This window comes from Paenibacillus sp. CCS19 (genome assembly GCF_033239625.1).
GTDB lineage: Bacteria > Bacillota > Bacilli > Paenibacillales > Paenibacillaceae > Paenibacillus_T.
The window spans coordinates 26,701-46,546 of sequence record NZ_BTCK01000030.1 but is presented as its reverse complement, the minus strand read 5'-3'; the positions used below and the strand labels follow the sequence as shown (position 1 = coordinate 46,546).

Below are 19,846 nucleotides of genomic sequence, written 5' to 3'. Positions count from 1 at the left end.
CAAGTGAGAATTAATAAGTTTATAAGCGAGACGGGATTCTGCTCACGCCGAGAGGCCGACAAGCTCGTAGAGGAAGGCCGTGTCACGATCAACGGCGTGAAGGCTCAGCTTGGCAGCCAAGCTGAGCCAGGCGACGACGTTCGCGTCAACGGCAAACGGGTTGGCGCTTCGAAGCGCCATGTGTATATCGCGCTCAACAAGCCCGTAGGCATTACGAGCACGACAGAGCAGCAGGTGAAAGGCAATATTGTAGATTTCGTCGGACATAAGGAACGGATTTTCCCGATCGGGCGACTGGATAAAGATTCGGAAGGTCTCATCCTGATGACCAACGACGGCGATATCGTCAACCGGATTCTGCGGTCAGAAGGACGCCACGAGAAGGAGTACATTGTCACAGTCGATCGGGCGGTAACGCCGATGTTTCTGAAAGGGATGAGCGAGGGCGTCCGCATTCTCGGCACGATGACGCTGCCATGCAAGGTGACGCGTGTGGCGGAGCGAATGTTCAAGATCATTCTGACAGAAGGCAAGAACCGACAGATTCGCCGGATGTGCGAAGCTTTCGGCTACCGTGTCGTAAGGCTGAGACGGCTGCGCATTATGAACATCCATCTAGGCGACCTTGCGATCGGCAGATGGCGGGATTTGCAGCGCGATGAGCTGGACGAGCTGTTCCAGACGCTCAATTACGATCCGGCAGACTAACAAGAACAAAGGCTGAACCGTGTATCGCCTACGGGCGATTCGTGGTTCAGCCTTTGTTGTGTAATGGGTTACTCGTTCGTTGCAGCGGCCGTGGCCGCTGTATTGTTCGTAACCGTATCGACGTCGGTATACTTGCGCATGAGAGATACTTCTACGCGGCGGTTCTTCGCACGCCCTGCGTCGGTCTTGTTCGTGTCGAGCGGGCGATATTCGCCATAACCGGTCGAGCTGATAAGGGTCGGATCGAGCGCCGAGCTTGTGAGCAGAATCTCCATGAAGTTGAGCGCACGCTGCGAGCTGAGCTCCCAGTTGTTGCGGAAGATGCTGTTCGAGATCGGCTGGTTGTCGGTATGGCCGGCTACGATAATCTCGTAACCAGGATACTGCTTAAGCATCTTCGAGATGGCTTGGCCCAGCTTCTTCGATTCCGGCTTCAGATCGGCGCTGCCGGATGCGAACAGCGCGTTATCGCTGATCGTAATGAGCAGCTGAGACTGATTCAGCTTCGTGTCGAGCTGGGTTGTCAGGCCCGCCGTCTTAATATATTTGTCGAGCTGCTTCTTCAGCTTCTCGAGATCTTCTTGTTCTTTCTTCCGCAGCTTCTCGAGATCGTCGTTCTGATTCTTCTTCGCAGCCGCCTGTGTAATGTCCTGCGTCTGCTGGCTCTCTTCGTTATCCTTCTTAGGCGTCATGTTCTCGTCCAGCGTCTTGCCGCCGTCCAATACACCAATACCGCCATCGAGTGCCAAGTTGAACGCGCGGCTCATCTCGTCGAATCGCTTCGCGTCAACAGAGCTCATGGAGAACAAGACAATGAATAGCGCCAGCAGCAGCGTCATTAGGTCGGCATAAGGGATGAGCCAGGACTCGTCCGCATGCTCCTCGTGATCACTACCGTGTTTACGCTTTCTCACCGCTGCCTTCCTCCTTCTCCTGCATCTTCAAGCGTTCCGTAGGCGTCAGGTAAACCGACAGCTTCTGGTTGATTGCGATTGTAGATACGCCGCTCTGAATCGACAGCAGGCCTTCCACCATCATCATGCGAAGCTCCGTCTCGCGTTGGGACAGGCGCTTCAGCTTGTTCGAGATCGGATGCCACAGAACGTAACCGGTGAAAATACCGAGCAGCGTCGCGATGAACGCGGCTGCGATGGCATGGGAGAGCTTCTCCATATCGCTCATATCCGCCAGTGCGGCGATCAGACCGATAACGGCACCGAGTACCCCGAGCGTCGGCGCATACATACCAGCCTGGGAGAACAGCAGTGCTCCTGCTTTATGGCGTTGTTCCGTCGCGGAAATATCCTCGAGCAGAACGTCGCGTACGAACTCTTGCTCATTGCCGTCAATAATCATCCGCATACCGTTGCGCAGGAAGGCGTCATCGATTTCATCGACTTTCGCTTCCAGTGCGAGCAGACCTTCACGACGCGTGATCGTTGCCCATTCCATGAACAGACGGATCAGATTCTCGCGCGATGGCAGCTTCTGCTCCGTGAAGATGATGCGGAATAGCGTTGGAATTTTCTTAATCTCTGATAGTGGGAAACCGACGAACAGCGATGCTGCCGTACCAACCAAGATGATGACATAAGCTGCTGGGTTATTGACCAGGTTGACGATTGGCGCTCCCTTAAGGTACATGCCGAATACGACGGCGACTAACCCGAGTCCAATACCGATTCCAGTTGATTTCTCCATAATACACCCCGTCCAATAGTAGAAAGTTTCGGCTTGCTTGGTTATAGCGCCTTGATGCGCGAAGCATCTCTTTTCTAACTATATCGACACGATAGGGGGCAGAAGTTATAGATGGACGTCCCTTTTTGTGGAATGGACTCGAAACTAATCGGACGATGCAGAATAAATTTAGGCAGAGACGTTTAAAAAATTGTTTTGTGTACATAGCTTGGTTGGCAATGAAAGGGCTGTTATTTTGTTGTAAAATGGAATGACCATCAACAAGATGTTCTGATAAGAAAGGGATGAAGTCATGGGCGTTAGACATGCACGCGAATATGCGGATATATTGACTGATTTGACGGCTGCGGTAAGCGCGATTCCGAACAGCTATACATTTTTTGAGATGACGAGGGAAGAATGGGAGGAGCTTGGGGAGACGGAGCGAGCGGAAGTGATGGAAGCGCTGGCTGATGACGTATTCTACGGGCTCGGGCAGCAGGCTGACATTCGAGTCGGCGACGGTGCGGTTGTATATGTGCCGAAGCGGCATGTGATTGAGGTTGTGCAAGGCGGCAATGTCATTCAAGTCGTTCGTCTGATCTAAAATGATTCGCGACCGCCGTCGCTGCTCAGTCAGCGGCGGCGAATACCATACAGTGGAACTCGGCTTCTCCTGTTGGCGTCGGCCTTACATACGTATCCGCGATGTGGAAGCCTGCTTTCTGGTAGGCGCGAATGGCTCGTACGTTCCAGGTTAGCACTTCGAGATCAATCTCGTCTTGCGGCGCACGCTTTAGCGCTTGCTCCGCGGTGGCGCGGGCGAATGCAGCGCCAAGCCCTTGGCCGCACCGATCAGGACGCAGTCCCAGTCCGAGGCGTGTGACGCCAAGCAGCGGGAACAGTTGGACGAAGCCGATCATTTGGCCGTTCTGGTCAAGCACAGCCATGTATTGCTGGCTGCGAATATCGGCGTCGCCGAACTCGATGCCCTCGGCCTCCATGACGTGATAGTCGGACCAGCCGTAGAGGTCGAACGGCGCCTCGTAGCGCCAGTTGCACAGCTCCTCGGCATGCTCGCGGCTCATCGGGACGAAGCGAAAATGCAGATTTTGAGAAGGCATAGTCATGATTGGCATGATCTCCTGTCACGAAAGATTCGAATCCTTATTGGTGTCATTATAATACGAACCGAGCTCGATCGTGGTATGATGAGAGCATTGCATCGCAATCTTAGCTTAAAGTTTAAGGAGCTCGTATGCGTAAACTGATCGCCGTCGGCAGTCTGTCCTATCTATTAATAGGGCTAGCTATGGTTCTTACTGGTGCATTATTGGAGCCGATAATTGCATATTACGATTTGGATTATAAAATAGGAAGCTTGTGGATCTCGGATCAGTTCGTCGGTTATTTGATAGGGGTACTGGCCGCACCGATGCTGACCGCTCGGATCGGCAAACGAAGCACGCTCGTCATCGCCTTCGCCAGTCTGACGGTCGCGCAGGCTGCTTACAGCATGCTGCCGCCATGGGGATTGATGCTGGTCATTGCTCCGCTCGCGGGCCTTGGCTTCGGTATGGCAGAAGCAATCGTCGGAGCGACGATCATCGAGCTGGCGGAGGAGAAGAAGAAGGCATCGTCGATGGCCTTCCTTGAAGTGTTCTTCGGGGTCGGGGCGCTTATTATGCCGCTCGGCGCAGCGTATCTCATCCATCTCGGCTACTGGCAGTTGACGTTCCCGCTGCTGACCGCGATTTCCGGTGTGACGATGCTGCTGTGGCTGACCGTATCGTTCGGTAAGGCGGATGATCAGATCGGCTGGCCTTCCCGTTCGGCCGAGGCTCGTGCAGCAGAGGGTAAAGCGCCAGTCGCGAAAGCGAAGTACAACCGCAGCATGATGCCTTTTCTCATCTTCGGCATTCTGTTCTTCCTTATCTATGTCGGACTGGAGATGAGCTTCTCCAACTACTTGGCTTCGTTCCTAATGCAGCGTACGGGGGCAGAGGAAACGAATGCGGCGTCGGTGCTTAGCTTGTTCTGGCTGTTCATGGTCATCGGCAGGCTGTTCGCCGGCAGATTGGCCGATCGGGTCAGCTATCCGGTCTATCTGACGGCTGCTTGCATCGGTACGGTCGTCGTATTCTCAGCGTCGGCGGTTACGATGTCGTTCAACGGCCTCATGATATGGACGTGTATTGGCGGGTTAATTATGTCGGGCATGTTCGCTGTTGGTCTTGTCTATGCGAATAGCCGCATTGAGGGGCTGACAGAACGGACGACGAGCCTCATGGTCGCTGCAGGCGGTATCGGCGGAGCGGTCTTCCCGCGTATCGCGGGCTGGCTGATGGATAGCTACGGCACGACCGCGACGATGTGGCTCATTACTGGATTGGCGGCATTGATGCTGCTATCCATGGCTATGATGGCGGTGGCCGGCAAGCGCCGGATCAACAGCGAGAAGGAACCGGAGGCTGTGACATCGCCATAGGGAACGGATAGGTAAGGGATGAAGTGTAGAAGCGCAAGCATTGTTCTGACGAACAGTGCTTGCGCTTTATTTTATGTCGGAACAGGTATAGCGGCCAATCATTGCACGGATCTGAGAAGGGGTCATCTGACTGAACGATTTGAAGTCCTTCATGAAGTGCGCTTGGTCATAATAACCTCCGCTTGCAGCGACATCCGATAAGGGATTGGCGCTGCGAACGACGCTGTCCAGCGCTCGTTGGAAACGGACGATCCGATTATAGAGCTTCGGAGAGAATCCGAGCGTGTGCTCGAACTTCATTCGAAGATAACGCTCGGAATAGCCGGTTTCGGCGGCCAGCTCGCGTACGGTGACGGCTCCGCCCGAGCGGTGCATCGAAGTCATGCAGTAGCCGACGATGCCGCTGTCTCGCACGGTGCCCGACAACAGCTGCATTCCGTCTCGTTCGAATAATGCGATTCGCTGCGGGAGTCCTTCGCAAGCCGCCAGCTTCGGAGACAGATCAGCATATTGGGAGAGGGCATCCTCGATAGGCGCCTGAACGTTAACGATATCCTTGGGTGGTAAGCCGGGCAATAACAGACTGAGGCGGTAAGATAGTCGGACGCCGAAGTAGACGGCGTTCGGCTGGAGGGGGATTTGCTCTCCTTCGAGCACCGTCCCGCATACGAGAGCGGAAGGACGCTGCGGGTCGCAGCAGAACAGCAGATCGACGCAGCCGTCGGGTACGACTTGAATCGAGCGTCTTGTACGGTCTGTGGTGAGCTGATAATAGATGACGGGCTCGCTTCCATAATGAACGACATGTTCCTTGTATCCTAGGGTCTGCCATTGGAGCCCGTATTGAATGTAACCGCGCGTGCGGTCTATGGCTGCGATGCTGCGAGTCTCGTCGAACAATGAAATCACTCCGCGGGACAGATTTGATACTAAACATAGCAAAGGGCATTATTTCCGTCAATGAGATTATGTAATGTTATCTAACATAAACTGCGCACTGTGTTCCGATTTTTACAATACCAACCCCTATTATGTCAGTTAAATTGACATTAAGACATGAAGCATGATGGGGAGGAACAAGAGATGAGCCGAAGAAAGCTGCTTAAGAAAACCGCCATACTTGGAACTGCAATGACAATCGCACTGGGAGCCAACGGGCTGGCGCCAAGACTGGCCACAGTCGCGGAGGCGCATGGCGGTTCGGAGGATTTCGTCGCACTGCGTCTGTTAATGGAGCAATTCGGGGCAACGGTCAAGTGGGACAGCTTCTCTGGAACGATTACGTTGACGAAGAACAGCACGATCGTCAGAATCAAGCCGAACTCCAACATCGCGCTTGTGAATGGAACGCGTCTTGAGATGGAAGCTCCGGTCATTGTGAAGAACAATCTCACTTACGTCTCGCATCATTTCATTAATGAGGTGTTCCAGTCAGGACTGGATCAGACATTCCAGGTCGAGAAGGTGGCCAATCCGCTGAATCCGTTGTCTTCAGCCGAGATCGAGGAGACGGTGACCATTCTGAAGGCTGCCGGTAAATACAAAGAGGGCTTCCGATTCACCGAAATCGCGTTGAAGGAGCCGCCAAAGGATCAAGTGTGGGATTTCGCGATGTCGGGCAAACCAGTGACGGCCCATCGAACATCGGGCTTCGTCATTCTTGACGGCAAGACGGTGCTGGAAGGCACGGTGGATCTGGTCACGAAGCAGGTGCTGACGTTCGCAGAGGTAACAGGCGCGCACGGAATGATCCTGCTCGACGACTTCGCGACGGTTCAAGCGGCGATTGAAGCGAGTCCGGAATATGCGCAAGCGCTGTTGAAGCGGGGCATCAAGGACGTGAAGCAGGTCGTGTCTACGCCGCTGACGGTCGGTTATTTCGGAGGCAAAGACGAGCTGCAGCAGGATAAACGATATTTGAAGGTCGTCGCGTACTTGAACACGGGAGACGGCAACTACTGGGCGCATCCCATCGAGGATCTCGTAGCGGTCGTTGATCTGGAGCTGAAGAAGGTCATCAAGATCGAGGATGCGGGCGTCGTACCGATCCCAATGAAGCCGACGCCATACGACGGTCGGGACCAGGCCGCAGCAGGGGAAACGAAGCCGCTGGAGATAACGGAACCTGAAGGAAAGAACTATACGATTACGGGCAATACGATTCATTGGCAGAATTGGGACTTCCACTTGCGGCTCGATTCCCGGGTTGGTCCAATCCTGTCGACCGTAACCTATAACGATCAAGGCAAGAAGCGGAAGATTATGTACGAGGGATCGCTCGGCGGCATGATCGTTCCATATGGCGACCCTGATGTAGGCTGGTATTTCAAAGCTTACCTGGATTCCGGGGAGTATGGCATGGGCACGCTTACGTCGACGCTTCAGCGGGGTAAGGATGTCCCGGATAACGCCGTGCTGCTTGACGCGACTATTGCGGATTTCACTGGCGCGCCAATGACGATTCCGAACGCAATGTCGGTATTCGAGCGCTACGCCGGACCGGAGTACAAGCATCAGGAGATGGGGCAGGACAACGTAAGTGCCGAGCGCCGCGAACTTGTCGTTCGTTGGATCAGTACGGTCGGCAACTACGATTATATTTTTGACTGGGTGTTCGCGCAGAATGGCACGATCGGTATCAATGCGGGCGCAACGGGCATCGAAGCGGTCAAAGGCGTCGTCTCGGATACGATGCACGATGACACGGCGGCGGAGGATACGAAGTACGGTACGCTGATCGACCATAACATTGTCGGCACGACGCATCAGCATATTTACAACTTCCGTCTCGATCTAGACGTTGACGGCGAGAGCAACTCCTTCACCGCCATCGATCCGGTAATTGCGGAGAATACGGCTGGCGGGCCGCGGGAGAGCACGATGCAGACCGTACAGCGTATCATTGCGACGGAGAAGGAAGCCGCTCAGAAATTCGATCCTTCCTCTATCCGTCTGGCAACCAACGAGAACAAAGAGAATAAGGTTGGCAACAAGGTGTCCTATCAGCTCATTCCCTACGCCGGTGGTACGCATCCCATTGCTAAGGGAGCGAACTTTAGTTCCGACGAGTGGCTGTATAACCGCGTGAACTTCATGGACAAGCAGCTGTGGGTGACGCGCTACGATCCGAATGAGCGATATCCGGAAGGCAAATATCCGAACCGCGCGGACAAGGATACAGGCTTGGGACAATTCACGTCGGATGACGAGTCGATCGTGAACACGGACAATGTGTACTGGATGACGACGGGTACAACCCATGTCGCCCGCGCGGAAGAATGGCCGATCATGCCGACGGAGTGGGTGTATACGCTCCTTAAACCTTGGAACTTCTTCGATCAGACACCAACGCTTGATTTGAACGGTAAGTAATAGCTGCGATTACCCGGGAGCGGATCATCCGCCCCGGGTTTGCTGTGTGTCGGAACAGGTCGTGGAATGGAGGCGGGTAGTGCCATTGGCGCAGGTCGAAGATGGCTATCTGGCGACTGGCAAATAGTGCTATGATAGATGAACATTTGCACCAGCTGCAGGGCCTGACGGGGGTCATTTTACATAGAAGGAGTGGGCGTACTTGGGTATGATGCATGAAACGTTCGCTTGGGAGCTGGAGCCTGACATATGGCTGCGTGGCGATGTTCGAATGATGGAGGACGGGGAGCCGAGAAAGCCGGTCATCGTGCTGATTCATGGATTCAAGGGCTTCAAGGATTGGGGCATGTTCCCGTATGCGGCTCAACGGTTAGCTGGTCAGGAGAATGCGGTGGTGACGTTCAATTTCTCTCACAATGGAGTGGGGGATGCGGGCGCTGAGTTCGATGAGCTGGATAAGTTCGCACGGAATACGCATACGCTCGAGCTGCGGGATTTAGCGGTCGTAATAGCTGCGATTCGGGATGGACGGATGCCGCTTAGTCATGCGATGGATGCGGATCAGGTGCTGCTGGTCGGCCATAGCAGGGGCGGCGGCGACTGCGTATTGTATGCGGCGGAGCATAGTGCGGAGGTTAGGGGCATCGTCTCGTGGAACGGGATTGCCGATTGCAATCTGTTCGCCGACGAGTTTCGTGAGCAGGTGCTTGAGGATGGCGTCGGCTATGTGACGAATGCGCGGACGAAGCAGCAGATGCCGATCGCGGCATCGTTCTTCGAGGATCTGGCGCTCAATCAGGAGCGCTATCATATTGTGGCGCGGGCAGCTTCGCTGCAGGTGCCTGCGTTGTTCCTTCAAGGTGAGACGGATGCGCCGCGGCTCGTGGCAGGGTTTCAGCGATTGCGGGAGGCTGCGCCGCAGCATCGGTACGTGGAGCTGCCGGAGGCGGATCATACTTGGGGCACGAAGCATCCTTGGGTTGGTACGACGCTGGCGCTGGAGAAGGCGATTGTGCTGACGCGCGGGTTCGCGGGCGGGCTGTTCGAGCGGGAGCGGATCGGTCTGGAGATGGAGTAGAAGATGGAGCGGGAGTAAGTGTGTATGAGGATTGATAGGGCAATGCGACTTCTATCAGCCGGATGGTTGCCAAATCAATAGGGGTGCAGTAGGGTAGTACTAGAGGACTGGCGGGGGTTAAGTATAAGTATCGTATGCTTACTTACTTACTTATTTACTTATACGAGCCGTTCGCAGTGTGCGTGATGCTGTGTGGAGGAATAAGTGTGGGTTAAGCACGCTTATTGGTTAATTTCGCGTACCGCATATATTTAAGTGTAGAGTAAGCCCTCTTATCGGGGTGTTCAGCGGGATATCAGGGGTCGGAAGTGGTTTTATGAGGGTTTTCCCCACACTTAAATGTTCGTATACGTTGTTCATGAGTTAATAAGTGGGGCTGAGCCACACTTATACCATATATAAATGTAAAGGCGGTTGGGAGTTAATGAACATTCTTGCACAGACAGAGTTAGTGGCTCATTTGGACGATTCGAGTTTAGTTATTGTGGATTGCCGATTCCAGCTGGGCAAGCCGGACGCTGGCCGCGAGGCGTACGAAGCCTCGCACATTCCAGGTGCAATCTATCTGGATCTGGAGAAGGACCTGTCGGGTCCGCTTGATCCGGACGGCGAGGGCGGACGTCATCCGCTGCCGGACGCTGCGCAGCTGACGGGTACGCTGAGCCGTGCTGGCATCGGCAATGAGAAGGTTGTTGTAGCTTACGATGACCAGGGCGGCGCAATGGCATCCCGCTTGTGGTGGCTGCTGAAGTACCTCGGACACGAGAAGGTGTACGTACTCGACGAGAGCTTCGCGGCATGGGTGAATGCGGGGCGTCCTGTCTCGTCGGAGGTGCCAGTGCCAGTCGCTGCGCAATACTTGGCAACGGTGCAGCATAGCAAGCTGATCGAGATGGACGAAGTGCGCGAGAAGCTCGAGGAAGAAGGCGTAGTGCTGATCGACTCGCGCGACGGCGCGCGCTACCGCGGCGAAGTGGAGCCAATCGACAAGAAGGCCGGCCACATTCCAGGCGCGAAGAATCTGTTCTGGGGCGAGGGCCGCACGGCTGATGGTACATGGAAGTCGGCAGAGGAGCATGCAGCACGCTTCGAGCAAGCGGGATTGAAGAAGGACGACGAGATCATCGTCTACTGCGGATCTGGCGTGACAGCAACGCCGAACGTGATGGCGCTGGAGGAAGCGGGCTACAAGCGCGTGAGGCTGTATGCGGGTAGTTGGAGTGATTGGATTAGTTATGAGGGGAATGCGGTTGCGACTGGAGCCGAGGAAGAATCGAGAACCAAATAACAGTACTTATTTAATGAATACATCGCCAAGGAGTCTGTACGCCTTGGCGATGTATTTTTTAACGTCCGAAGTCAACACGGAGTCAACAAGCGACTTCTGAAAATACTTACAACATATTGCCCGTATCCTTTGTTAGTTATAAGAGTGTCGGAACTCCCCGAGTCTGAGGACTCCGGCCTTTTTATTATGTATAATGGGTGTCTTTCAAATTAATAAGCTGGTTCATTCTGAAGTCAACACTCTGAGTATCATGTAAGTCAAATCAACATGGAGTCAATAAGACCTGTAGAACCGTAGAGGTTCCTTGATTTCGCGGGTCGTTGAACTAACAGGCAGGATAATGCCATGTCTCACAGGAATACCATCATAAACGAAATTATTTTCTTGAGCGATTATAGACATCCGCTTGCATTGGCATCAAATATATAGGCGGAAAGAGGTGCTTGTTTGCGAACAACCGACGAACTTCGGGGGAGAGTCGAAATGGCTTGGTACAAGAGCGCGTATACTCGGAAGACTGATCCGCTCCATCCGGAGGATGCAGGATCGGACGAAGATACGCTTTCGCTAAGCGACGAAGAACTGACCAAACAAGCTAAATCAGGCGATTCTGCCGCTTTCGGAGAGTTGATCCGAAGACACCGCATCAAAGCCTGCCGCTTGGCGAGATCGATTGCTCAAGATGAGTTCCTAGCCGAGGATATCGTGCAAGAGGCGTTGGTAAGAGCCTTTCTGCATGTGGCATCTCTGTCCGATCCGCAGCGGTTCTTACCATGGTTCCATCGAATCGTGCGCAATCAGGCTTTGATGAAGGTAAGGCGAGGTGGAATCTATGCCAAAGAGCTGCCTCTTTCAAGTTGGGAGGGGCACATTCACGCCTCCGTCTCGTCTTCCGGCGAGGATGAATGGCGGGACATCGAGCGAATTTTGTATCGGATAAGTCAATCGGCGGCTAGGCGGGACAATGACAACGATCCGTCCGAATATTGGTCGAGAAAAGAAACGATCGAGAGCATCCGCGGTTTGCTGCTGTGTTTAGGCCCGAAAGAGAGGGAGATCTTCGACGCCTTCTTCTTTCGGCAGTTGAATCCAAGCGAAATAACGCCACTGTTCCATACTTCGACGGCCAACGTTTATAATCATATCGCTAACGCCAAACGCAAAGTCAAGCAAGAGAGATTGCGCGTTCACATCAGCCTATACGTCGGTAATCGCAGACACAACGGGCTCCCCCGGGCTCGCACGCTTGCTCCTCCGCCATATTGAATGAGGGGAGTGTTTCTTCTGACTGCAGACGAGAAAAAGTATTATACGGGAACCTGGACTACGGCTGCGCAAGCGATGGCCAATATGATTCATTACACAGATAAGAAGTTGGATTTAGTCGATATTATGGGGTATACCGGTCTTACGTTCATGATCAATATACACGAGGAGACGGTGGATATCACCGGCCCCACTGCATCGTTCGACTGGGGAAGTACGTTCGCCAGAGGAATGAATAATTTGGGCTTTAAGTGCAAATACGTCGGGACGATCACTTCTCCTCCCGTTGCCCCAACGCTTGAAGAAGTTGAAGCAGGTTTGGCATTAGCCCAAAAAAGCATTGATCGCGGTATTCCGGTTATGGCATGGGACTTGTTCGTCCCCGAATTCGGCGTCATCTACGGATCCGACGACGATGCCCAGACGCTGCACTGCAAGGACGTCGTGAAGGATGACGACTTGCCTTACACCAAACTGGGGCATGGGCAGATCGGAGAATTGTTCGTGTTTGGTATCGAGAGCAGTTTTGAAGCGAATAAGAACGATTCGTTGCGCGATACGCTAGAGATGATCATTGATCATGCTCGTGTTCCTATTACCCGCTTGGACGGTAAACCGTTCCGCAATGGAATTGCCGGATATCATGCATGGAGGAAGGCTTTTGAAGCCCGAACGGTCGAAGACCTTGGAAACTCGTATAATTCGGGGGTCGTCAGTGATGCTAGAGAATATGCCGCAGAGTTCCTGAGAAGAGTTTCGGCTGAGTGGAAAGAAGCTCCGGCTTTCGGAAGCGAATTTTCCGTGCTATCGCTTGCCGCCTCGGAACATTACCACAAAGCTGCTAATGCACTTGTGAAAATGCGAGAAATGTTCCCGATGTGGCAGGGTGGAGAACCCAATAAACCGGAGCATGCGGAGATCGCGATCTCTCTGCTTGAGACTGCGCAAGTTGAAGAGGAGCAAGGGGTTCAAAAGTTGGAGCAAATGTTGGCTATTATGGAGGCGTCATCTGGACAAATTTCGACTCGAGCGCAAAACAAAACTTATCCCGCCAAAAAATCGTAAATTCGTGATAAACGACGAGGAACGATAGTTAAATAAATTCCGGAATGATACAGAAATTTATGAAATTAATCCGACAGCTGGAGTGATTGGATTAGTTATGAAGGGAACCCGATAGCGACCGGAGACGAAGAAAAACTAAAAGACGAATAGCAGTACTTAAATGACGATACACCGCCAAGTTGCCCAAAGGCTCTGGCGGTGTATTTTGTATGCCCACGAAAATTTCTTAAGAATTTGATTGATCTACTTTCTCTTAATGCTGAATTGGCAGAAGACCCTATAACCTTGAAACCAGTGCGATAGGGTAATTGCATTCCAGGGTAATGTAAATAATCGCTATTATTTTATAAGATGCGACATGATTTGCATTTAAACCAACATATTTGTATAATTTTAGGTGATTTAAAATTGAAGTTTCAATCATCATTGTGTGGATAAGACGATTTTGATATTTATCTCTCTAACATATCGAGGAGGGAACTTGTACATAAGATATATTTGCGCTCGCGAAAGCAGAAGTAAGGAGATGCTATATTCATTCATGAGAGGAGAGAAATGATGGATACAGAAGTTGAGGCTTCCGCCATAGCGTACGTTAAACTTTGTTTAAAAGGACGAGCAAGTAAATTGAAGAAAAGATGGTCTTTGATTTCTAACAGAGAGAATCTTACACATGACACTATTTCATTTGAAGCAATAGCTTTAGACGTAATATCTAATCAGGATTCATTTGATAATCTCGTTGCAGATAAGATAATCATTGAGCAAGGAATAATCGGCTTAACCTCAAATGAAAAACGAGTAATAACAGAATTATACTGGAACAGTAAGAAAGTCATTGATTTATGTAACGAACTACACGTCTCCAAAAATACAATCTTGAAAACAAAACGAAATGCTCTTGAAAAGCTTCGTCGTCGTATATATCTATGACTGAAAAAGTAAATTGGAACGTCGATGGTATAGCTGAATTGCTCTTACGTGTGGGTCAGGGAGCACACGAGGATTTCGAGAAATTATTCAATAGATTTGAACCGCTTATACTAAAATTGGTTAAGGAATTCGATATTCAATATCATGAGGATATTAAAGAAGAGTTGATGATCGAATTATTTTTAGCCGCGAAACATTTTAAGCCAATTACAACGAGGAACAGAGGAGACAGTGCGCGATAATTCAGATTGCTTTTCTCTAGCATGAAGCCCATAAGACCATGGATTCTTCAAATTATCAGGTCATCCAGAGATTTCTGGGTGGCCTTTTTTTGTGTGAAGAGCCATTTTTGGGGTTACCTTTTGTTGCATATTTGTCTTTTAAATATATGAAAGCCAAAACGATATTAATAATGGAGGAATGAAAAAATGAAACTATTCAAAGCTGTAACAGGAGTCGCGTTATCCTCTGTAATGTTGTTGTCCTTTGCTTCAGGCGCGTTTGCTCAACCATTGAGCCAGGTGAGTACAGGAACGCAGGGTGCTTCTGTAACATTGAATGGACAGACCACCTACTTCTCTGGTTCACAAATTGAAAGACTAGCACAAGTAAACAATGTCGATCCTAATTCTTTAAGGGAAGCGATTGAAGCAGGGCCGGATGCAGACGGAAAATTTTCACCATTTTCAAAGCTTCCTCGTCTGGATAACGGAATTTCAGAGGCACAGCTATTTGAAAATAGTAAGCAGAAGCTCTCTTCCACGGGAGAATCTCTGATTCAACCTGCTGAAACGTCTACTGCAAGCTCTCCGTTTGCATCTACCACGATCAGTGCTCTTGCGGCTACAACTACTACCAAGTCAAATCAGGACTCTACCGCATATAACGCAACAGGAAACAATACAGCAAATGGTAATCTACCTAGGTTGGGGATCGTTGCAGTCCATCGGGTAAAAGATATCACCAGTGGCAGCACTAGCAACTCTCCGGTTATTCCCTTCGGTACTTCAATAAATGTTACTAACGTAGATATTTACTTGCCTAACTCTGGCTACAGGGATATATTCACTGTAGATGATACAGGTTTAGGTCCGAATAGAACAGATTATTGGATAGATGTCTACTTTGGCACGGATACTACTTCAGCAATTAATTATGGCGTCACCAAAGTTTCTTATACTTATTAACTAAGGAGAAGCAGCCTTGCGCAAGAAGAAATATGTTGTCATATCCTCAATTACATTGATTGTGATTGTGGTCGTTCTATTCTTCAGTATGAAAAATGCTCCCTTCGACAGTTCTTCTAACCAATCAGAAGAACAGGCTGCCACAGTAACCAGTGAGGCGATTAATGAGACAGAGGAACAGGCTGCCGCAACAACCAATGAGGAAATCATTGAAACGAAGAGCGTAACCGCGATGGAGGCACTGCGCCTTGGGTACGCAGAGGCGAAGAAGCAGACGGAGGAAGAGCCATTACTTATTAGCATAACAAGCACGGACGACACTTCTATTCCACAGGAACGAACCGATGGTGCGGATGGAACAAGAGATGCTTGGAATCTCGAATTTGGCAGCAAGAAAGGGAATGTTCTTATTTATATCAAGATCGATAATGGAGTGGCCATTACGACTGATGTGAAAAAGCACGATAAGAATTTACTTGAGAAAGGCCATTATGCGTTATCCGATATTCAAATCGATTCTTCCGATGCAGTTAAACAAGCTGTTGAGATACTGGGTATGAAACCAGGAGATCCTGCTATAGCAGATGACTGGATCAAGGGGTATCATTTTACTATCGGGGGGTATAAAACTGACCCTAACTCTTCCAAAACACGTCTGCAGCTAAGAGTTATGGGGATTTCGCCGAATTCTCCTAATCGTGACAATGAAAGTTTGAGAATGAGCGTTTTCTTTGATGCCCGGACAGGCGAAGCCGTGAACGCTACCGAGATGACAGGCTACGACAAAGATGGGAATACCATGTGGAAGAATATCGAGCTTAAACACTGATGACGGCATAAATAAGTTAAAGAGAAATATATTTGTATAAAAATACAATGTATTACCAATTGAAGAGTTGCAATTGATGAAACTTACCGTGCGATACTGCTCATTGGCAGACGCATGGTAAGTTTGTTTTTGTGAAGGTTATGGTAAAGACGTCGGCTTATTGCGGTTGCGCTTCTTTATCTTCCTCTTCGTCGTATTCCGCTTTATCGGACCTCTTCGGTTTGGCCGAGGAGGAGAAGTGTATGCCCCTACCCACGTAGAAGATGAATCCGAATATAATGCCGATGCCCGCGAGAGTGTAGATCATGGTGAAGATTTTGCCGAACGTTGTTGCAGGAACGAGGCCGGAACCGCCTACGGTCGTGAGTGTCATGACGCAGAAATACAGCGAATCGATGTAGCTGAAGTTTTCCTTCCCATGGTAGAACATCGTTCCAGATAGCAACATGATCAGCGTAGTGACGAACAGCGTCCGAAAATTCTTTTCCTTGAAGGCATGGAATAGCCCCGTTAGCATTCTCTTCAGCGTAAGGATAAACGATAAAATGTTGATCACTCCTCAATCATGAAGGGATGCTGAATCCAGGAGCCTGCCATCTAACCACTATTTTTAACCATTTATACCTTAATTATGTAACATTGTTGATCTGCAGGCGAGGTTGTATGCATGTAGTTGGAGCGATTGGATTTCGCACTTTACTACTTGCTGGTAACAAGGCTACATCCATACGACCATACATATTCCTTATGGCTATCATCAGGCCAAACCTCAAATATGGGTGTATAGTAGGTGCATCTGCAATCTATCATATACCTACCTAAAGGGAGCATACACAATGAATCAACACCATGTAGAAACAATAGAGAAATATGTCGCGCTCAACAAGGACGATCCAGCTGTACTGGCTATTCTGCTCGGAGGTTCCCTTGCACATGGTTTTGCTAAGCCTGATTCGGACGTCGATGTTATGCTCATCGTTGATGAGTCTGATTACGAGCGGAGGAAGGCAAGCAATCAGCTTATCGACAGCAGCTACGGCAAGTCGGACAATATTGCGAATTATCCCGGGGGCTACGTAGATTGTAAAATCGTCAGCTTGTCGTTCATAAACATGATCATAAGCCAAGGCAGCGATCCTGCGCGATATGCGTTTCAAGACAGCCGAATCCTCTGGTCCCGAATCGACAACATGCAGGAAATTATTAACCAAGTCACTCAATTTCCAGCTCAGGAACAGGACCAACGCCGAACGAGATTCGCTGCGCAGCTGTTGGCGTGGAAGTGGTACTACAGCGAGGGAGTGAAGAAGAACAACCCTTATCTAAAGTCTGCTGCCATTCATAAAATCACACTGTTCGCATGTCGCCTCATCCTGAACGAAAACCAGATGTTGTACCCTTTTCACAAATGGCTGCTGAACGTAGTCCGGTCTGCACCTCGTAAACCCGCTAATTTCGACTCATCCATCGAGCATTTGCTGGCCCACCATACGCAGGATGATGTGAACGACTTCTGCTATCGAGTGCTGCAATTCATTGGGTTAGAGGAGAACTCGGTCGATTGGCCGAATCAATTCCTCCATGACAGCGAATTCAACTGGATCGCGCATGAGCCGCCTATTGAGGACCTTTGAGTGTGAATGATTGATCCACGCCACTCGTTTTTATTATAAGGATGCCAAGCAGACCGGAATCCCTTTAAGGACTCCGGTCTGCTTATTCGAATTGAAGTCAACATCGTGCAACTGCTGTCCAATTGTTTTATTATTTACTTACGAAGTACGACTAGCGAATACTGGAGGCATAGCAATGAGTCAGCGTTACCGAATAACGAGATCGTTTCAAGAAAACGCGGCGGATCAATCCATCTCTTTGGAAGAGTGCAAACAATATTTTGCATCCAAGCCCGATTTTGCGTACTCGCCTGTTTTTACAGTGAAGGGGCCAACCAGCACCATGTCCATCGACGGCGATTTTTTCATGTGGAGCTATGGCGATTTGCAAATTCCTTTCCGGCACTATATGGGGGATCTATATGTAGCCATTTCCAATGAAGCCGTAATTCCAAAAATGATGGAAGTAGCGAGCGAATTGCGGGCTGATTTGACGGAAGGGTGACAAGAACGTAGGTCTGAGCAGGCATAGAATTCAACCGGGTCTCACGTGAGCTGCCGATTGGGGACCTTTGAGTGTGAGTGATTGATCCAGCGTTTCACAACATACTTGAGGTACTCCGAGCACTGATATACACCGCCATGTTGCCAAATAGCACTGGCGGTGTATATTTATGCTCAGAAGTAAAAAAAGGGGTCAACAATCGGGTCCTGAACGTACTTACAGAATGGGTCGAACCAATGCTTGCCTATTATCGTTAACCTGTCGGGAATCCTCCCCATAGATGAAGACGATTTCCGTCCAAGTCGTATACTTTGAAGTTATATCCGCAATTGCCGTCATTCGTACATTCGCCCACTTCAACCCCGTGTTCCCTCATTTTACGATGAAGAGATTGAGCGTCATCCACTTTAAAAGTCACAGCAAACATCTCATAGCCTTCCTTGTTTATAAAATTAAGCGTTTGCCTCTCATTCGTCTCGATGAACATGAGGCTTTGGCCTCTCGGGAGAACGAGTGCGGAATAGCTGCCTTCTCTTCTTTGTTTCAGTCCAAAATGCTTTGCATACCAGTGACCTGCCGCTTCTGCATCTGAAACAGGAATATAAATGGTCTCTACATAATCTATCATTTCATCCATCCTTTCATTTCCTGGAGCGGTACCCTTCGCTAACGATTGTACCCAAAGCAGCATGTGATTTCTTTCCGTTTTTTGCCTTTCGTTTAACGTTTTTTGCTATGATGGACAAAAGAGTTTCTTCTCGGAGGGAAACATGCAGCCTACCCATACCCAGTCCGCACAGAGCAAAGAATACGCAAACCGCATCAACCGCGTCGTCCGCTATATAGAGAGCCATCTCGGCGACCCGCTCTCGGTGGAGATGCTGGCCGACATTGCGGCGTTCTCCGTCCATCATTTTCATCGGATATTCAAACAAACGATGAATGAGAACGTGCACGCGTTCGTCAACCGGCTCCGCGTGGAGAAAGCGGCGAAGTTGCTGGTTTTCCAGCCGGAACGTCCACTACTCGATATCGCGCTGGCATGCGGATTGCGGTCATCCGCCCATTTTGCCAGGGCGTTCAAGCAACACACGGGTTCGTCGGCGACGGAATATCGCTCCCTCTTTCGACTCGACGCCGTCTTGGCGAACTTCCTCCGGCATACCGGCGTGCACAAGGAAGCTGCCGATGAACGGCGGCGGATGCTCGAAGCCAAATATGATCGGCTGGCCATAAAGGTCATGCAGCTGCCCGAACGGCAAGCGGTCTGCTGCACCTACTATGGGCCGATTCTTATGGACGAAGTTGGTCCCAGCACTGGCGCGGTGTTCGCAAGGGTAGAAGGGTGGATGAAGGCTCGGGATTTACTCACTTGCGACAGCCAGTACATCGGTCTGATCCCGGACGATCCGTATATTACTCCGCCCGACAAACATCGCTACATGGCCTGCATTACGACCAGTTTGCCGTTCGATCCGAATCACGACATTGAGCGCGTGACAATTCCGGGTGGCAAATACGCCGTGATTTATATGGAAGGTCAATCCGACGTTGTCCGTGATTTGGCCCACCTCGTCAGCATCCAGTGGCTGCCGCTAAGCCCCTATCTCTGGGACGCGTCGCGCAACCATATTCAAATCTACCATAACAATCCTCAGCTCGATCCGGAACGTATCGTCCGAGTCGAATTCTGCATCCCGGTCATCGCCAAATAATTGGTCATTTCGTAATCCCATGATTGTGAATACATCGCTAGGCGGCGCACATGCCCGGCGATGTATTTTTTTATGGAGTCAAAACAGAGTGGACCTGCCGCCCCCATTCGCAGTAACTC

At 50.5% G+C, this 19,846-nt stretch carries 20 protein-coding genes; 14 read left to right on the top strand and 6 right to left on the bottom strand.

Features of this window, described 5'->3' with window-relative positions; genetic code table 11:
- The first annotated feature begins 3 nt into the window (after positions 1 to 3).
- Entirely contained in the window at positions 4 to 708 is a 705-nt protein-coding gene (gene rluF / locus SBI19_RS19395; protein WP_317971188.1) for a 23S rRNA pseudouridine(2604) synthase RluF, read from the top strand.
- 68 nt (positions 709 to 776) lie between these two features.
- On the opposite strand, the gene SBI19_RS19390 is transcribed toward rluF, so the two are convergent.
- Together SBI19_RS19390 and motA are read right to left on the bottom strand one after the other, a co-directional pair.
- Positions 777 to 1,622 (bottom strand): flagellar motor protein MotB, encoded by an 846-nt coding sequence (locus tag SBI19_RS19390; RefSeq protein ID WP_317971187.1) that lies wholly within the window; start codon positions 1,620 to 1,622, stop codon positions 777 to 779.
- Positions 1,609 to 2,409: a flagellar motor stator protein MotA gene (motA, locus tag SBI19_RS19385; RefSeq protein WP_317971186.1), complete on the bottom strand. Its 801-nt coding sequence runs from the start codon at positions 2,407 to 2,409 to the stop codon at positions 1,609 to 1,611. Before motA ends, SBI19_RS19390 begins: the two co-directional genes overlap by 14 nt.
- A gap of 292 nt (positions 2,410 to 2,701) precedes the next feature.
- Here motA and SBI19_RS19380 point away from each other — a divergent pair, with 292 nt between their 5' ends.
- Complete coding sequence (locus SBI19_RS19380; RefSeq protein ID WP_110045999.1) at positions 2,702 to 2,995, top strand: hypothetical protein; 294 nt, start codon at positions 2,702 to 2,704, stop codon at positions 2,993 to 2,995.
- 25 nt (positions 2,996 to 3,020) lie between these two features.
- Here SBI19_RS19380 and SBI19_RS19375 read toward each other — a convergent pair whose 3' ends face one another.
- Entirely contained in the window at positions 3,021 to 3,512 is a 492-nt protein-coding gene (locus tag SBI19_RS19375; RefSeq protein WP_317971218.1) for a GNAT family N-acetyltransferase, read from the bottom strand.
- Positions 3,513 to 3,646: 134 nt separating this feature from the next.
- Here SBI19_RS19375 and SBI19_RS19370 point away from each other — a divergent pair, with 134 nt between their 5' ends.
- Positions 3,647 to 4,876: an MFS transporter gene (locus tag SBI19_RS19370; protein WP_317971185.1), complete on the top strand. Its 1,230-nt coding sequence runs from the start codon at positions 3,647 to 3,649 to the stop codon at positions 4,874 to 4,876.
- Positions 4,877 to 4,942: 66 nt separating this feature from the next.
- On the opposite strand, the gene SBI19_RS19365 is transcribed toward SBI19_RS19370, so the two are convergent.
- Entirely contained in the window at positions 4,943 to 5,776 is an 834-nt protein-coding gene (locus SBI19_RS19365) for a helix-turn-helix domain-containing protein (protein WP_317971184.1), read from the bottom strand.
- Positions 5,777 to 5,959: 183 nt separating this feature from the next.
- Here SBI19_RS19365 and tynA point away from each other — a divergent pair, with 183 nt between their 5' ends.
- The 8 genes from tynA to SBI19_RS19325 all read left to right on the top strand — a co-directional run bounded on the left by tynA (position 5,960) and on the right by SBI19_RS19325 (position 15,894).
- Complete coding sequence (gene tynA / locus SBI19_RS19360; protein ID WP_317971183.1) at positions 5,960 to 8,248, top strand: primary-amine oxidase; 2,289 nt, start codon at positions 5,960 to 5,962, stop codon at positions 8,246 to 8,248.
- A gap of 208 nt (positions 8,249 to 8,456) precedes the next feature.
- Entirely contained in the window at positions 8,457 to 9,326 is an 870-nt protein-coding gene (locus SBI19_RS19355) for an alpha/beta hydrolase family protein (RefSeq protein WP_317971217.1), read from the top strand.
- A gap of 424 nt (positions 9,327 to 9,750) precedes the next feature.
- A complete protein-coding gene (locus SBI19_RS19350) occupies positions 9,751 to 10,614 on the top strand; it encodes a sulfurtransferase (protein WP_317971182.1) in 864 nt (287 codons plus the stop codon).
- A 483-nt stretch (positions 10,615 to 11,097) separates the two neighbouring features.
- Entirely contained in the window at positions 11,098 to 11,880 is a 783-nt protein-coding gene (locus SBI19_RS19345) for an RNA polymerase sigma factor (RefSeq protein WP_317971181.1), read from the top strand.
- A 9-nt stretch (positions 11,881 to 11,889) separates the two neighbouring features.
- On the top strand, positions 11,890 to 12,945 hold the full coding sequence (locus SBI19_RS19340) for a hypothetical protein (protein ID WP_317971180.1): 1,056 nt from the start codon (positions 11,890 to 11,892) through the stop codon (positions 12,943 to 12,945).
- Between the two features lie 555 nt (positions 12,946 to 13,500).
- A complete protein-coding gene (locus tag SBI19_RS19335) occupies positions 13,501 to 13,878 on the top strand; it encodes a sigma-70 RNA polymerase sigma factor region 4 domain-containing protein (protein WP_317971179.1) in 378 nt (125 codons plus the stop codon).
- A 428-nt stretch (positions 13,879 to 14,306) separates the two neighbouring features.
- Complete coding sequence (locus tag SBI19_RS19330) at positions 14,307 to 15,065, top strand: RlpA-like double-psi beta-barrel domain-containing protein (RefSeq protein ID WP_317971178.1); 759 nt, start codon at positions 14,307 to 14,309, stop codon at positions 15,063 to 15,065.
- 16 nt (positions 15,066 to 15,081) lie between these two features.
- Positions 15,082 to 15,894: a hypothetical protein gene (locus SBI19_RS19325; protein ID WP_317971177.1), complete on the top strand. Its 813-nt coding sequence runs from the start codon at positions 15,082 to 15,084 to the stop codon at positions 15,892 to 15,894.
- 157 nt (positions 15,895 to 16,051) lie between these two features.
- Here the strand turns inward: SBI19_RS19325 and SBI19_RS19320 are convergent, their stop codons facing one another.
- Positions 16,052 to 16,411, bottom strand: a complete 360-nt coding sequence (locus SBI19_RS19320) for a potassium channel family protein (RefSeq protein ID WP_483312314.1) — start codon at positions 16,409 to 16,411, stop codon at positions 16,052 to 16,054.
- 319 nt (positions 16,412 to 16,730) lie between these two features.
- On the opposite strand from SBI19_RS19320, the gene SBI19_RS19315 reads away from it, so the two are divergent.
- Together SBI19_RS19315 and SBI19_RS19310 are read left to right on the top strand one after the other, a co-directional pair.
- Entirely contained in the window at positions 16,731 to 17,528 is a 798-nt protein-coding gene (locus SBI19_RS19315; RefSeq protein ID WP_317971176.1) for a nucleotidyltransferase domain-containing protein, read from the top strand.
- A 175-nt stretch (positions 17,529 to 17,703) separates the two neighbouring features.
- The gene (locus SBI19_RS19310; RefSeq protein WP_317971175.1) at positions 17,704 to 18,012 is read left to right on the top strand and encodes a hypothetical protein; all 309 of its coding nucleotides are present in this window, start codon (positions 17,704 to 17,706) and stop codon (positions 18,010 to 18,012) included.
- 253 nt (positions 18,013 to 18,265) lie between these two features.
- Here SBI19_RS19310 and SBI19_RS19305 read toward each other — a convergent pair whose 3' ends face one another.
- A complete protein-coding gene (locus SBI19_RS19305) occupies positions 18,266 to 18,649 on the bottom strand; it encodes a VOC family protein (RefSeq protein WP_317971173.1) in 384 nt (127 codons plus the stop codon).
- Positions 18,650 to 18,782: 133 nt separating this feature from the next.
- Between SBI19_RS19305 and SBI19_RS19300 the strand changes: the two genes are divergently transcribed.
- Positions 18,783 to 19,727 (top strand): AraC family transcriptional regulator, encoded by a 945-nt coding sequence (locus SBI19_RS19300; RefSeq protein WP_317971171.1) that lies wholly within the window; start codon positions 18,783 to 18,785, stop codon positions 19,725 to 19,727.
- Positions 19,728 to 19,846 lie beyond the last annotated feature (119 nt).